The sequence below is a fragment of the Metabacillus idriensis genome, from assembly GCF_009674765.1.
Taxonomy (GTDB): Bacteria; Bacillota; Bacilli; order Bacillales; family Bacillaceae; genus Bacillus_P; species Bacillus_P idriensis.
Genome location: NZ_WKKF01000001.1, coordinates 1,633,694 through 1,649,013, shown reverse-complemented (window position 1 = coordinate 1,649,013; position 15,320 = coordinate 1,633,694). Strand labels below are relative to the sequence as shown.

Below are 15,320 nucleotides of genomic sequence, written 5' to 3'. Positions count from 1 at the left end.
TCTCTTTATGCAAGAGAGTTTTTTTCATGCACAGAAGGTTGAGAGATGATAAGAAACGGGGGAACAGCAATGACCATTAATAATTCAAACTTAGGTTATCCGAGAATCGGAGAAAAAAGAGAGTGGAAAAAGACGCTGGAATCGTTTTGGAAAGGCGATATAACAGAGCAGCAATTTGAAGAGCAGATGAAACAGATCAGACTGTCTCATTTGCAGAAGCAGAGGGATAAAGGAATTGATCTAATACCGATTGGCGACTTCAGCTATTATGATCATATCTTGGATACAGCAGTTTTGTTTGGCCTGCTGCCGGAGAGGTTCCGCAAGCAAGATGCTAATTCCCTTCAGACCTATTTTGATATAGCAAGAGGCAGCAGAGATCAAGTGGCGGCTGAAATGACAAAATGGTTTAACACGAATTATCATTATCTTGTACCGGAATTGGGGCAAGCGGAGCCAAGACTGACCAAAAACCGGCTTTTACATCTCTTTCTTGAAGCAAAAGAAGAGCTTGGCATAAACGGCAAGCCTGTTCTTGTCGGTCCGCTAACCTTAGTTGCTTTATCAAAAGGGGAAAATAAAGACCAAGTCCTTCAGAAGTTAATTCCTTTGTATGTTCAGGTCCTGCAGGAGCTTGCAGATGCAGGCGCTGAGTGGATTCAGATTGATGAACCGGTGTTCGTGACATCGGATGCAGATGATGCATTATTTTTAAAGGCTAAAGAAATTTATGGAACAATCAAAAGAGAAACAGTAAATACGAAGCTGCTGATTCAAACTTATTTTGAAAGTGTTGAACAATACGATCACCTAGTCAGCCTTCCAGTTGATGGTATTGGACTAGATTTCGTATACGACAGCGGTATATCCCTTCAAAAGCTGCAAACTGAAGGATTCCCAAAGGATAAAGTTCTCGCTGCAGGGGTCATTGATGGACGGAATGTGTGGAAGGCAAGTCTGCAAAAGACCGTAAAGCTTGTCAACACAATCCTTGAAGCTGTTGACCGGGACAGGCTGATTCTTCAGCCTTCATGCAGTCTCATTCATGTGCCGGTGACTGCAGAAAATGAAAATCAGTTAGATCCGCTTGTAAAAGACGCACTTTCTTTTGCGGATGAAAAGCTTGAAGAGCTTAGCCTGTTGACGAAATTTTTCAACTTTGAAGCTGAAGAAGGGGCGCTTAAAGAATATGATTCATCAGCTGATCAACTATCATCTTCAAAGCTCAGAAATCAAAGCGCAGTTCACGATGCGATGAAGCAGCTGGATTCCTTTTCAACAGTGAGACTGGAAGCAGGTCTGCGGAGAAAGCTGCAAAACAAACGGTTCAGCCTTCCATTGCTGCCTACAACAACCATCGGCAGCTTTCCGCAAACTAAAGAGGTTCGGGCACAGCGGCTTAAATGGAAAAAAGGCGAACTGTCAGAACAGCAATACACTGCTTATATAGAAGAAGAAATAAAAAAATGGATTGAAATCCAGGAAAGTCTGGAGCTTGATGTTCTCGTACATGGAGAATTTGAAAGAACGGACATGGTGGAATTCTTTGGGGATAAATTAACCGGAATTGCGATTACAACTTTTGGCTGGGTGCAATCCTATGGGTCGCGCTGCGTCAGACCGCCGGTTATTTATGGAGATGTATTGCTTGAGGAACCAATGACAGTAAAAGAAACGGTTTTTGCCCAAAGTCTTTCTGAAAAACCTGTAAAAGGAATGCTGACAGGTCCTGTTACCATTTTAAACTGGTCTTTTGTTCGAAATGATCTGCCAAAATCAACTGTCCTTCATCAATTATCACTCAGCATCCGCAAAGAAGTCGAAGCACTTGAACAGGCTGGCATTGCGATGATACAAGTAGATGAACCTGCACTGCGGGAAGGTCTCCCGCTGAAATCAGAGAAATGGAATGACTATTTAGCAGATGCGGTGACAGCATTTAAGCGGTCAACTGCTTCCGTGCAGCCGGATACACAAATTCATACGCATATGTGCTATTCGAATTTTGAAGATATTACCCAGGCCATTGATGCATTGGATGCAGATGTCATTTCAATTGAAACTTCAAGAAGTCACGGTGAACTCATTCATTCCTTTGAGGAATATTCATACGAAAAAGGGATCGGATTAGGTGTATATGACATTCATAGCCCAAGAATCCCTACAGAAGACGAGCTCGTTAAGAACATTGAAAGAGCCCTGCAAGTATTAGATCCAGAACTCTTTTGGGTCAACCCTGACTGCGGGCTGAAAACAAGAGGAGTATCTGAAACGGTAGAAGCATTAAAAGTGATGGTGGCAGCGGCTAAATTCTGCAGAGAAAAAGCACGCCAAGAGACTTCCGTATAAAGATTTCCGGTTATACACAAAAACAAGCCTGTTCCTAAAAGGGAACAGGCTTGTTCGGCGTATTAGCGGACACCCTTCATGTAACTTTGAATTTTAGGAGAAAGAATGAGCATAAGAACTCCTAAAAGGACTGCAATACCGCCAATGATGCCGAAATAGAGAATTTCAGTTTCTGGTTTATAGAATCGAACAATTTGAGCATTGATTGCTTGAGCTGATGCACTTGTCAGGAACCAAAGACTCATGGTCTGGGCTGAGAATGCAGCTGGAGCAAGCTTTGTTGTTGTAGATAAACCGACAGGTGACAGGCAAAGCTCTCCAAGTACAACAAGGAAGAAGCTAAGGATCAGCCAAATTGGATTAGCTAGTGAATCCGTTCCATTTACGTAAGCAGGAATAATCATAATCAAGAATGATAAACCGGCAAAGAACAAACCAAATGCAAACTTTTTCGATGTAGATGGCTGTCTGTTGCCAAGTTTGACCCAAAGCCATGCAAACACAGGCGCCAAGAAGACAACAAATAATGGATTTAACGATTGAAATAATGATGAGGGAATTTCAAAACCGCCAAATGTCAGGTCTGTTCGTTTATCTGCATAAGCTCCAAGGATGGTAGCACCCTGTTCCTGGATTGCCCAGAAAACCATTGCCGCAATGAAAAGCGGAATATAGGCAATCAGTCGTGAACGTTCAACATCAGTTGACTTGGGACTGCGGTACATCACGGTGAAGTAAACAATTGGAATTAAGATACCTAAAATACTGATCAAGAAAGTAAATCTTGCAATCGTCAGATAGCCTGTTGTGATTGAAATAGCTCCTAAAATTCCGATAACAGCTAAACCTATAGCCAATCTTCCGAAAACTTTATTTCTTTCAGCTGGAGTAAGAGGGTTTGGGACTGCTGTTCCCGCTAATCCAAGATTTTTCTTTTTTGTCAGTACGAAGACGATTAATCCTAAAGCCATACCGATTGCAGCAAGACCAAATCCTAAATGGAAATTGTATTTTTGACCTACAGTACCAACGATAATTGGTGCAAGCAATCCGCCTAAGTTGATTCCCATATAGAAAATACTGAATCCAGAATCACGGCGATTATCTTCTTTGCTGTATAGATCACCCACAATATTCGAAATATTTGGCTTGAGCAATCCAGTACCGATTACAATGAAGAACATCGAAACGAAAAACGCTGCAATGCTTCCTGGGAAAGCAAGAATAATATGACCGAGCATAATAAGGACTCCGCCATAAAAAACGGTCCGTGCATTTCCAAGCAATCTGTCGGAAATCCAGCCTCCGATGATTCCGGACATATAAACGAGGGAACCATAGATGGACATAATGGAAAGAGCAGTAGTCTGATCAAGCCCAAGTCCGCCATCTTTCATGGAATAATACATATAATACAGAAGAATTGCTCTCATCCCATAATAAGAAAAACGCTCCCAAAATTCTGTGAAGAACAGGGTGAATAATCCTTTAGGATGACCAAAAAAACCTTGTTGCGGTACACTTTGTACAATTTTGTCTTTGTCAATTGATGACATGATACAAGAAGCCTCCTTTTTACCATGTATAATAATACTACTATTAAAATTGAATTGTCAAAAAAAATCGGAAAAAATACTATATGAATTATTTTTTTAATATAATTTTACAAAAATGAGATTAAAAAACAGAGTTTTTGTTCCGCTCTTTTCGTAAACCTTAAGAATCTATTCTGCAGGAACTTGATTCCTGCGGGAGAAAGACTGCTTTCCAATTTTTCGTTATCATCATTCATACAAATAACTGGTCAGGTAAGTACGTTAATCAGACTTAAATCCTCAAAAGGGGACATAAATCTGCTTTACAAACCATCGGTCTGTTTTTAAAATGTAGAAAGGAGGCGTCGAATCATGAAGCAATTTGAAAGAAGAGTGCGTTCAGAGAAAGCATTGCTTGAAGCTGCATCTGCATTAATAAAAGAAGTGGGCTGCGCCAAAACCACCCTTGCGGAAATCATGGAGAGGACAGGTCTTTCAAAAGGAGCCATCTATCACTATATTAAAAGCAAGGATGAACTATTCGCTAAAGTTCTTGAAGCGAGAATTCATGAAACAAATGATAAATTCTTTGAAAAAATGGGGCAGACCAAAGAGGATATGAAGGACCCTATCGATGTTTTAACAGAGAGTTTTGAAGAAATTAATCATCCAAAAGATGTAGTCAATCAAATCCTGCTGTACTTTATTGGCAGGAATGAACAAAAAAATGCAAAGGAAGCTCTGCGTGAATTTGATCAGTGGATGTTTGAATTTTCAAAGCTATGGATTGTATCAGGTCAAAAAAATGGAGTGATCAGCGAGAAGATTGATGCCAATCAGACAGCTGAGCTTTTTGTTCTGATGTCTTCAGGGTTTAGAATGAGAAACGTCCACAGCGGATCAGATTATGAATTTCAAACCTCTCAGTTTACAGCTTTGATGAAGAGTTTGTTCAGGGAAGACCCTGTACTTTTGAAATAGTCTTTATATTGAAATTATTTTTCTCTTTTGGATTGCAATAAACTATTCGCCTATTTATTCCTTTAAAATCAAAAAAAAAAGAGACCTAAAGTCTCTTTTTTTGATTCTATTAATCTAATACTTCGACTTTTACCGTTTTGCGGCCCCATTTTCTTGCTTCTGCACTATTAGGCATCAAAACATCGATTTTATGATTTTTGATTGCTCCGCCTGTATCACCGGCAATCGCAACTCCATATCCTTCAACCCAGACTTTCTTGCCAAGTGGAATGATTTTTGGATCAACCGCAATTAATTTCATATTAGCATTTTCTTTAATATTTATGCCGATGGCCGTAAAGTCACTGGCTGTATCTTCATGACTGTAAGCTGTAGCTGTTACATAGAAGATTTTGCTTTCATCTTTTTCTTCTTTTGGCGGTTCTTTAGCAGCTGGTTTTTCTGCAGAGACAGGTTTGGCCGGTGCAGCAGCAGCTGCTTTTACTGCTTTCTTTTCCGCAGCAGCAGCTTTGGCTTTTGCTGCTTCCTTAGCTCTTTCAGCTTCTGCACGGGCGTTTGCTTCAGCGAGAAGGGCAGCCTGCTCTTTCTTTTTCGCGGCGGCAATACTTGCTGCACGGGCTTTCGCTGCTTCCTGTTCTTTTTTAATGGTTGCTTCGATTGATTTCATTTGAGCCTGAAGGGCTGATTTTTCCTGTTCAGCAAGCGTCACTTCAGTTGAAATCTTTTGATATTCAGCTTGAAGCGAAGTCATTTTCGTTTGTCTGTTCAGCATTGCTTCTTCAAGCCTCGCACCGCTTGCTGCCAATGTTTGCTGCTGTTCAGTCAGCAGAACCTCTTGTCTGTCGATCTCTTTTTTATCTTCTTCAATTTTCTTCAAATCAGCCTGCTGCTGTTCAAGGATGTCATTATCTGCATTTAATAGAGTAGCAACAGCTCCGATTCTCTCAAAGAAGTTTGAAAAACTTTCTGCATTAACTAAAGTGTGAATGACAATATCAGCGTGATCATTCTCCTGAAGAGCAGTAAGCCTTGCATGCATGATTTCCTCGCGGCTTAACACTTTGTCCTGAAGCGCTACAATTTCTATTTTCTTTTTCTCGATTAATTGCTTCGTCTTTTTAATCTCTGCTTGAATGGAAGCATATTCTTGTTCATTTTTTGCTACAAGAGCTTCCATGTTCTGAAGTTCGTTTTCCATTTTCTGAACTGCGGTATGTACTGCTTGTTTTTGTTTTTCTTTTAGCTTCAGCACTTCCTGACTTTGGTCAAGCTGCTTCTCAGCTTTATGTAAGGTGTCCTGATTCGTTTCTGCTAAGGCAGTGTTATAGCTTGATAGAGCAACAAAACCGACAGAAAGCGCGGTAATCATACGCATTGAAAATCTCATAAAACAACCCCTCTCTTGTATTTCAGTTATACCACAAAAAAGGGGTCTTTTAGATTACAAATCTGTTAAATCATTCAATATGCGACAAATTAATGAAAAAATTCTCTGAAAAAACGCCAAATACTGTCGGTTATTGCTGCCACTCTTTTAAAGTCTGATCTGCAGGCAGGAGATACGCCAGGGTCCCTAAAATTGGCAGCAAAGCGATGCCAGTCATAACAGCTGTTAATCCAAAAGCATCAATTAATGAGCCTAAAGCAACAGAACCAATTGCCCCCATTCCAAAAGCCAGACCAACTGTCAGACCCGACATTGTTCCAATCTTTCCGGGAATAAGCTCTTGGGCGTACACAACTGTGACCGAAAAGCTTGAACTTAATATAAAACCGATTGCTGCAATGAGCGGATATGCTGCAATGGGACCTGCGAATGGCAGAATAAGGGCAAAAGGAGCTGTAGCAAGCAGAGAATAAAGGATAATCGTGCGTTTCCCGTACCGGTCTGCCAAAGGCCCCCCTGCAAAGGTTCCAAGAGCCCCCATAACCAGGAAAATGAAGATATACACCTGTGACTGGGCAATACTTAAATGATATTTCTCAATCACATAGAACGTATAAAAGTTTGATATGGCGCTTCCATACCATGAACGTGCAAATACGAGAAAGACGATCACTGCCAATGCAGAGTAAATGGCTTTTGTCAGTTTGACTTCTTTTTTTATTTTGCCATTTTTCTTTTCTTCTTTTCGAATAGCTGAGAGTTTCAGAGTGTACCAGTTTGCTATATAGATAAGGAACATGACAGCCAGCGCTGCTGCAATTGTGAACCAAATAGCCCCAAACTGTCCGAATGGAACGAGAATAAGCGCTGTAATCAGCGGAGCAGAAGATGATCCGGTATTTCCGCCGACTTGATAAATGGACTGCGCAAGGCCCCGTCTTTCTCCGGCTGCTAAATAGGCTACTCTTGACCCTTCAGGATGAAAGACCGCTGAACCGAGTCCGATGAAAAAGACACTCAGTAAAATCAATGAAAAAGAAGGGGCGAACGAGAGGCCCACAATCCCTGCTAAGCTGCTCGTAAGTCCGATTGGAAGGGCGTAGGGCATCGGTCTTTTATCCGTATACCAACCGACAACAGGCTGAAGAACAGATGACACCATATTCAGCGTAAATGCAATGAAGCCAAGCTGTGTAAACGTAAGCCCCATCGTTTTTTCAAGAATCGGAAACATCGCAGGGATCACAGATTGTATCGAATCGTTTAATAAATGACATAAACCTATGATAAAAAGGATGTTATACATTTTCGGAGACGGTTTTGAAATCGGCTTTTTTAATGAAGCTGCGTTTTCCATTTTATGAGTCCTTTCCCAACTGAATATTTCGATAGACGAAATGTATTTTACCACAAAATATGAGGCTTGAAATCGAAAAATTCAAATAAAAAAGCTTTTGGGCAAGAAACCCTTGAATGTTCATGTAAAAGGAGTAAAATAGATTTTAAAATTTACCTGAAAATTTAAACATTAGGGGATGTTCGCATGAAAGTGGTGAAATTTGGAGGCAGTTCGTTAGCATCAGGAGATCAGGTTAAAAAGGTATTTGATATCGTAACATCTGATCCTGATCGAAAAGTGGTTGTTGTTTCAGCTCCAGGCAAACGGTATCCGGAAGATTGCAAGGTGACGGATCTTTTAATTGAACTTGGCGAAAGAACACTGCGCGGGGAAGAAGCCCCCGAATATTTGTCAGCTGTTATTGACAGATATAGTCAAGTGGCAGCTGAACTGAAATTGCCAGCTGAAATCGTTTCCAAGATTGAAAAGGATTTAATTCAGCTGCTTAATGCAGATAAAACCGTGCAAGCCCGTTACATAGATGCAATAAAAGCAAGCGGAGAAGACAACAATGCAAAGCTGATTGCGGAATATTTCAAGAGCAGAGGCATTGAGGCCTCTTATATAAATCCTAAAGAAGCAGGTCTCCTTGTTGAGGAAAATGGCGGAACAGCACTAGTTCTGAAAAAGTCGTACGAAAATCTCAAATCTCTAAGGAAACGTTCCGGCATTCTTATTTTTCCAGGATTCTTCGGATACAATGAAGCTTCCGAAGTTGTAACGTTTTCCAGGAGCGGGTCAGACATTACTGGATCCATTCTTGCAAATGGCATCGAAGCAGACCTTTATGAAAATTTCACAGATGTGGATGCGGTTTATTCCGTAAATCCGAATGTTGTTTCAAATCCAAAAGAAATCCGCGAGCTTACATACCGTGAAATGCGTGAGCTTTCTTATGCGGGATTCTCTGTGTTTCACGATGAAGCGCTTATACCTGCATTTGAGGCCGGCATTCCGGTTCATATTAAAAATACAAATAATCCTGAAGCGGCAGGCACAAGGATTGTGAATGAACGAAAAAATACGAATGGACCTGTGATCGGCATTGCCAGCGATGATGATTTCTGCAGTATTTATGTGAATAAATATTTAATGAATAAAGAAATCGGTTTCGGACGCAAATTGCTCTCCATTTTAGAGGATTTCGGGTTAACCTATGAGCACAGTCCATCAGGAATCGATGATCTGAGCATTATTCTAAGACAAAAACAAATGAATGCCGAGACTGAAGAGCTTATTTTAGAGCGAATCCGCACAGACCTGAAGCCTGATGAGGTGACTGTTGAACATAATCTGTCACTTATTATGATGGTAGGGGAAGGCATGCGGCATAATATCGGCACCGCAGCCCGTGCTTCTAAAGCTTTGGCAGAGGCGCGCGTCAATATTGAAATGATCAATCAGGGGTCATCAGAGGTCAGCATGATGTTCGGCGTAAAAGAAGCACAGGAGAAAAAAGCCGTTCAGGCACTTTATGAAGAGTTTTTTGTTGGAGTATATGCTTAAGATTGGATAGAGCACTGCTTAGATTAGAAGCAGTGCTTTTTTTATTTTCAACTGAACCTCTCTCCCTGACTTTGTGAACTGAGCTTTTTTTCCTAAAACTAAAGAGATCATATCACTTATAACCTGACAATTATCCTGAAACTAGTCTATAATGATAGAATATATAGATAATTCAGAAATAAGGAGGAAGCTAAGTTTGATAAAGAAGGTTGCTGTTATTGGTTCTGGAACGATGGGGCACGGCATAGCCCAGGTGTTTGCTGCTGCTCAATGTCAGGTGAAAATTTATGATTTAAGAGAAGACCTATTATTGAAGGCTGAGCGAATGATCATTCAGAATTTAGAGATGATGAAAAAAGAATCCTACATAAACAGCGGTGAACAAAAAGAAACGCTTGCAATGCTCTCGTATTCAACGGACCTTTTTGAAGCTGTCCATGAGGCAGATCTGATCATAGAAGCAATTCCTGAGGTGCTGGAATTTAAGCACCAGTTGTTTCAATTGCTTGAAACAATGATACGTTCAACTGCAATCATTGCATCCAATACTTCTACATTTCCGATTTCAAAGCTTGCTGAAGCATGCACGTTTTCCGAGCGCTTGCTCATTACGCATTTTTTCAATCCTGCCCATTTAGTCAAATTGGTTGAAGTAGTTAAACATGAGGATACTCTTCCATGGGCAGCAGAAGAGGTTATCAATCTACTAAAAGCTGCCGGCAAAAAAGTTGTCATGCTGAATAAGGACATTCCCGGGTTTATCGCAAACCGTCTGCAGGCTGCTGTAGTCAGGGAGGCATTTTATCTGCTTGAAGAAGGCATCGCAAATGCAGATGACATTGATCAGGTCATGTCTGAAGGACCCGGAATGAGATGGGCTCTAAACGGACCGCTCCGGATTGCGGACATGGGAGGACTTGATATTTGGGAAAAGGTAACCGGAAATTTGTTCCCAGAACTCGACTGCAGCACCGAAGCTCCGCGGTTTATTGTGGAAAGCGTCAAACAGGGAAATTTGGGAGCAAAAACCGGCAGAGGCATTTATGAATATAGCGGTACAGGAGATGGAGCTTCAGACATCAGGGATAAACAGCTGATTCACCTGCTTAAAATGTAAGCGTTTTATACAAAGGGGAGGAAGATCTGATTGAATTCATTTGCTGTCTTTAGAAGTCCGAAAACGTGTTTTTATGGAAATCACTCATTTCAGAAGCTGGGATCAGTTATGGCTCAATATGGGAAGAACGCACTCATTATCAGTGATCGCGTGATGATGGATCTTGGGTATATAGAGAAGGCGCAGCATTTGATAACAGAGTGCGGCGGCAAAAGCAGTATTTACCTTGGCGTAGCCTCTGAACCGACGGATATATATGTACAGGAAGCACTCCATCAGCTGCAATCAGAAAAATGCGATGTTGTGATCGCTCTTGGAGGAGGGAGCTGTATTGATACAGCTAAGGCAGTTGCGGTTCTTGCAGCAAACGGCGGGTATATAGGAGATTATATGGGAGGCAAAAAAATCGCAGCATATCCTCCTGTGCCTCTTATTGCAATCCCGACAACGGCAGGTACAGGCTCTGAAGCAACAGAGGTAACCATCATCACTAATACGAAAAATGATGTGAAAATGATGATTAAGCAGCCGGCGTTCATGCCAGAAGCGGCAATCGTTGATCCTGTTTTAACCTATTCATCTCCAAGAGAAATAACAGCCGCAACAGGAATAGATGCTCTCAGCCATGCGCTTGAGGCATACCTGTCAAGAAAAGCCCAGCCAATGACAGATATGCTTGCTTTATCTTCCATGAATCATATTCTGCCAAATATCAGGAGTGTCTATGAAGATGGTTCAAACAGTGAAGCCAGAGAAGCGATGTCTTTAGGCTCTCTTCAAGGAGGCATGGCCTTCTCCAATGCATCTGTTTGTCTTGTTCATGGCATGTCACGTCCGATCGGCGCCTTGTTTCACGTTCCGCATGGTATATCAAACGCCATGCTGCTGCCTGCTGTTCTTGAATTCAGCAAGAATCATTGCACAGGCAGACTCGCGGATGTAGGACGGATTTTTTCAATAGAGAAAATGTCAGACAGTGCAGCAGCACAGCTTGCGATTGATGAAATTAAAGCACTTTGCAGGGATTTAAATATCCCAAATTTAAAGGGATGGGGAATTGATCCGCAAGCGTTCGAAAAGGCCATTCCGAAAATGGCGGCAGATGCCCTGGAAAGCGGCAGCCCCGGTCATAATCCGAGAGTGCCATCAATGGATGAGATAGCAGAGCTTTATCGATATTCTTATACCTATTCATATCAGACTGACAAACAAACAGCGGGAGGGGAAAAATGATGAAAACAATTGAAAATTATCTAAATGGAGAATGGGTGCCCGCAAAAACCGGCAAATTTGATGAAGTGCCAAACCCTGCAACAGGAGAAACTCTTGCGAAGGTTGCGATTTCTGGAAAAGAAGACGTAGATGCAGCGGTTACTTCATCCAAAGAAGCATTTGAATCCTGGAGCAAAACACCTGTGCCAAAACGGGCAAGAATTCTTTTCAGCTATCAGCAGCTTCTCATCAAGCACGCCGAGGAACTCGCTTCCTTGATTACAACGGAAAACGGCAAAAGTTTAGAAGAAGCACGCGGTGAGGTGCAAAGAGGAATTGAATGTGTAGAATTTGCTGCAGGGGCGCCAACTTTGATGATGGGATCTGTCCTGCCGGATATTGCGACAGACATTGAGTCGGCTATGTACCGCTATCCTGTTGGAGTCATAGGCGGAATCACTCCGTTTAACTTCCCGATGATGGTGCCGTGCTGGATGTTTCCGCTAGCGATAGCGTGCGGGAATACGTTTGTTCTAAAGCCATCAGAACGTACGCCTGTTTTAGCTTCCAGATTGGCAGAGCTCTTTTCAGAAGCAGGACTGCCTGCAGGGGTGCTCAATATCGTCAATGGAGCGCACGATGTTGTGAACGGTCTGCTAGAACATAAAGGCATCAAAGCCATTTCATTTGTAGGGTCTCAGCCTGTTGCTGAATATATTTACAAAACAGCAGCTTCACACGGTAAAAGAGTACAGGCCCTTGCCGGTGCGAAAAATCATTCCATCGTCCTGTCTGACTGTGATATTGAAAAAGCGGTCACAGGAATAATCGGTGCTGCGTTTGGCAGTGCAGGCGAGAGATGCATGGCATGTTCTGTAGTCGCTGTGGTTGATGAAATTGCCGATGAATTTGTTGAAAAACTCGTACAGTCAGCTAACGCCATCTCAATGGGCAACGGCCTTGATGAGGGAGTGTTTCTGGGCCCAGTAATCAGAAGTTCTCATCTTGACAAAGTCCTGAATTATATTGATCTTGGGGAAAAGGAAAAAGCAAAGCTTGTTAAAGACGGCAGAATCGATGCTAAGAAACATGATAAAGGATATTATATTGGGGCTACCATTTTTGACAATGTCACAAAAGAAATGACCATCTGGAAGGATGAGATTTTTGCACCGGTTTTAAGTGTTGTCCGTGTGAAAAATCTGCAGGATGCAATTGAACTGACAAATGAATCTGATTTTGCCAATGGAGCCGTTCTTTATACAGCAAGCGGAAAAGCAGTCCGTGAATTTCGTGAAAAAATTGAAGCAGGCATGCTTGGAGTCAACGTAAATGTTCCGGCTCCGATGGCCTTCTTCCCATTCTCTGGCTGGAAAAATTCTTTTTACGGGGACCTTCACGCAAACGGCAAGGACGGCGTTGAATTTTATACGAGGAAAAAAGTGGTGACTCAGCGTTGGTTTAATTAACATGACGTTAATGTGAAAATATTGTATAGTTAAAAGTTCAGACAGGCAGGCTCAGGGTTACACGGGCTTGCCTCTTTCATTGAACGGAGCAGATTAACATGACTACAACAAAGACATATCTAAAAGAATGGCAGCAGGCCATTCAAATTGAAATCGGCTATTTAAAAAAATATGGGAGCACGAAATACCGTGTTGCAAATGGACATCTATTATCAACTGGGGATGCTTACACTTACTATTTTGAAAGCAGCAGCTTTTTGAAAATCCCTGTTGGAGCCTCCATCAAATTAGAATGGGACGGCGTGAAGCACAATGGAAGAGTCCTGTCCTCAGAAGGGAAAAACATCATTCTCTCATTTGACAGATCGTTTGGAGATCTCATCCATGAGGCCTTTCTTTTCCACGATCCGTGGGAACTGCTTGAGGAACTCATTGCAAGGCTCGATGACATGAAAAAAAGCAAGATCAAGCGGGCCAGAATCAAAAAGCTGATGGATCCCTCGATGCCCCCGAAGCATCCTGCAGCAGATGGGAAAAGCTCAGTCCATGAATTGTATGTAAGGTCCAAATATAATCCAGTCACTTTCGTCTGGGGACCGCCCGGCACTGGGAAGACCTACACGCTTGCAAGAACAGCAGCCAATCATTATTTTAAAGGAAAACGTGTGCTGATTCTGTCTCACAGCAACAGTGCTGTGGATGTATTAATGAAAGAAATCGCCATTTTTATTCACAAAAAGCAGAAATTTAAAGAAGGTGAGCTACTGAGATATGGGACTGGGAGCGGCGAAACAGCCTTTCCTGTACCTTTAACTACAAGTGAACTTCTCATACAGAAAGATCCTGTGTTATCAAAGGATAGACAGCAGCTTCTCGATGAACGAAAACTTATTAAAAAGGATTTATCAGATTCATTCAGCAAGCGGGATTCCAATCAGCTGCTTGATCTAGAAACCAAAATCAGCAGAGTCTTTGAGAAAATACGCAAGCAGGAATCTGAATTTGTGAAAGAAGCATTTATTGTAGGGACAACCCTTGCAAAAGCAGCAAGCGATTCAACCATATACGAAGACGAATTTGACGTTGTGATTGTCGATGAAACAAGCATGGCTTATGTGCCTCAGGCTGCGTTTGCAGCATCGCTTGGCAGACGGGTGATTTTGTGCGGAGACTTTAAACAGCTGCCGCCAATAGCCTCTTCCCGGCACGAACTTGTTGAAAAATGGCTGAAAGAAGATATATTCATCCGCTCAGGCGCTGCTGACATCAAACAGGAATTGCACCCGCACATGCTTTTATTGAAAGAACAGCGGAGAATGCATCCGGAAATCTCTGCATTTTCTAATCAATATGTCTATCAAAATCAGGTAGGCGATCATGAAAGTGTCAAAAATAGCAGAAATCAGCTCGTTTTAAACGCACCTTTTCCAGGCAGAGCATCCATCCTGCTTGATGCAAGTCATACAGGCGAGCATTGCATGAAAGAGAGGACATCCCACTCCAAGTTTAATTTGTGGCAGCTGCTGCTTTCGTTCCAATCCATTCACGAAGCCTATCTATCGGGAGTGAAATCAATCGGATATGTGACACCTTACCGCGCACAGGCATCTCTTATGCAGCAGCTTTTAGGAGATTTATTTGAAGAAGAACTCCTGAATACCGATATTCTTGCGGCAACCGTGCATAAATTTCAGGGCAGCGAGCGGGATGTGATGATTTTTGACAGTGTTGACAGCTTTCCCGAGAACCGTGCCGGAATGCTGACTACCGGCAAGGACAGTGTGAGGCTTATCAATGTAGCCATTACCAGGACTAAAGGAAAGTTCATCCATGTCAGCAATTCAGACTTTATCCGTCAAAATGTCTACCGCAGCAAAGCGCTCAGACAGCTTGTGGACCATCAGGAGAAACATCATCAGACTGTCAGTCATCAGCAAATAGGGCAATGGATTCAGCACCATCACCCAAAATTGAAATGGATGCATGCTCTAAAACAAGAACCTTTATTTAAAGACATTCGTTCTTCCAAGAACAAGATCATTCTTTCCCTGCCAAAATCGATCAGTCTTCAAAAGGATTTGACAGATGTACTGAAAACGGTCCAGCATTCCCTTACAATCATTTCTGAAAAAAAGCCAGAGATTCCATGCAGGTGGATTCAAGAAAATCTGACGTTCCCATTTGTTATCATTGATGATCAACTTTTATGGCTTGGACAGCCATTTGAGGGAGCAACCAGATTGCAGCCCCCTTATGTAGCAGCGAGACTGAATTCGGAAAAAACAGTTAAGCATTTTCTCACGCAGATCTCCTATTCATAAAAAGAGGAACATGAATTTTTTTCGCGAATTAGTACCCTTTATAA

General features: G+C 42.0%; 10 protein-coding genes. 7 read left to right on the top strand and 3 right to left on the bottom strand.

What is annotated here, in order from left to right; all coding sequences use genetic code 11:
• Positions 1–69 precede the first annotated feature (69 nt).
• The gene (metE, locus tag GJU41_RS08180; RefSeq protein WP_154318261.1) at positions 70–2,349 is read left to right on the top strand and encodes a 5-methyltetrahydropteroyltriglutamate--homocysteine S-methyltransferase; all 2,280 of its coding nucleotides are present in this window, start codon (positions 70–72) and stop codon (positions 2,347–2,349) included.
• Positions 2,350–2,411: 62 nt separating this feature from the next.
• On the opposite strand, the gene GJU41_RS08175 is transcribed toward metE, so the two are convergent.
• Complete coding sequence (locus tag GJU41_RS08175) at positions 2,412–3,905, bottom strand: peptide MFS transporter (protein WP_070877497.1); 1,494 nt, start codon at positions 3,903–3,905, stop codon at positions 2,412–2,414.
• A gap of 351 nt (positions 3,906–4,256) precedes the next feature.
• Here GJU41_RS08175 and GJU41_RS08170 point away from each other — a divergent pair, with 351 nt between their 5' ends.
• Positions 4,257–4,865 carry a TetR/AcrR family transcriptional regulator gene (locus tag GJU41_RS08170; RefSeq protein ID WP_070877496.1) on the top strand — a complete coding sequence of 203 codons (609 nt, stop codon included), beginning with the start codon at positions 4,257–4,259 and terminating at the stop codon, positions 4,863–4,865.
• 109 nt (positions 4,866–4,974) lie between these two features.
• Here GJU41_RS08170 and GJU41_RS25195 read toward each other — a convergent pair whose 3' ends face one another.
• Together GJU41_RS25195 and GJU41_RS08160 are read right to left on the bottom strand one after the other, a co-directional pair.
• On the bottom strand, positions 4,975–6,252 hold the full coding sequence (locus tag GJU41_RS25195; RefSeq protein ID WP_154318260.1) for a 3D domain-containing protein: 1,278 nt from the start codon (positions 6,250–6,252) through the stop codon (positions 4,975–4,977).
• A gap of 130 nt (positions 6,253–6,382) precedes the next feature.
• Positions 6,383–7,609, bottom strand: a complete 1,227-nt coding sequence (locus GJU41_RS08160; protein ID WP_154318259.1) for an MFS transporter — start codon at positions 7,607–7,609, stop codon at positions 6,383–6,385.
• 186 nt (positions 7,610–7,795) lie between these two features.
• On the opposite strand from GJU41_RS08160, the gene GJU41_RS08155 reads away from it, so the two are divergent.
• From GJU41_RS08155 to GJU41_RS08135, 5 genes are all read left to right on the top strand, one after another.
• Positions 7,796–9,157 carry an aspartate kinase gene (locus GJU41_RS08155; protein ID WP_154318258.1) on the top strand — a complete coding sequence of 454 codons (1,362 nt, stop codon included), beginning with the start codon at positions 7,796–7,798 and terminating at the stop codon, positions 9,155–9,157.
• Between the two features lie 196 nt (positions 9,158–9,353).
• Complete coding sequence (locus GJU41_RS08150; RefSeq protein WP_170292740.1) at positions 9,354–10,274, top strand: 3-hydroxyacyl-CoA dehydrogenase family protein; 921 nt, start codon at positions 9,354–9,356, stop codon at positions 10,272–10,274.
• Positions 10,275–10,304: 30 nt separating this feature from the next.
• Positions 10,305–11,507 (top strand): iron-containing alcohol dehydrogenase, encoded by a 1,203-nt coding sequence (locus GJU41_RS08145; protein ID WP_154318256.1) that lies wholly within the window; start codon positions 10,305–10,307, stop codon positions 11,505–11,507.
• Entirely contained in the window at positions 11,504–12,955 is a 1,452-nt protein-coding gene (locus GJU41_RS08140) for a CoA-acylating methylmalonate-semialdehyde dehydrogenase (protein WP_070877491.1), read from the top strand. Before GJU41_RS08145 ends, GJU41_RS08140 begins: the two co-directional genes overlap by 4 nt.
• Positions 12,956–13,053: 98 nt before the next feature.
• The gene (locus tag GJU41_RS08135; RefSeq protein WP_070877490.1) at positions 13,054–15,276 is read left to right on the top strand and encodes an AAA domain-containing protein; all 2,223 of its coding nucleotides are present in this window, start codon (positions 13,054–13,056) and stop codon (positions 15,274–15,276) included.
• Positions 15,277–15,320: the final 44 nt, after the last annotated feature.

Excerpts from the sequence above, each read along its gene's own strand:
- metE (WP_154318261.1), top strand. The coding sequence starts at position 70 with ATGACCATTAATAATTCAAACTTAGGTTATCCGAGAATCGGAGAAAAA.
- GJU41_RS08175 (WP_070877497.1), bottom strand. The coding sequence starts at position 3,905 with ATGTCATCAATTGACAAAGACAAAATTGTACAAAGTGTACCGCAACAA.
- GJU41_RS08170 (WP_070877496.1), top strand. The coding sequence starts at position 4,257 with ATGAAGCAATTTGAAAGAAGAGTGCGTTCAGAGAAAGCATTGCTTGAA.
- GJU41_RS25195 (WP_154318260.1), bottom strand. The coding sequence starts at position 6,252 with ATGAGATTTTCAATGCGTATGATTACCGCGCTTTCTGTCGGTTTTGTT.
- GJU41_RS08160 (WP_154318259.1), bottom strand. The coding sequence starts at position 7,609 with ATGGAAAACGCAGCTTCATTAAAAAAGCCGATTTCAAAACCGTCTCCG.
- GJU41_RS08155 (WP_154318258.1), top strand. The coding sequence starts at position 7,796 with ATGAAAGTGGTGAAATTTGGAGGCAGTTCGTTAGCATCAGGAGATCAG.
- GJU41_RS08140 (WP_070877491.1), top strand. The coding sequence starts at position 11,504 with ATGATGAAAACAATTGAAAATTATCTAAATGGAGAATGGGTGCCCGCA.
- GJU41_RS08135 (WP_070877490.1), top strand. The coding sequence starts at position 13,054 with ATGACTACAACAAAGACATATCTAAAAGAATGGCAGCAGGCCATTCAA.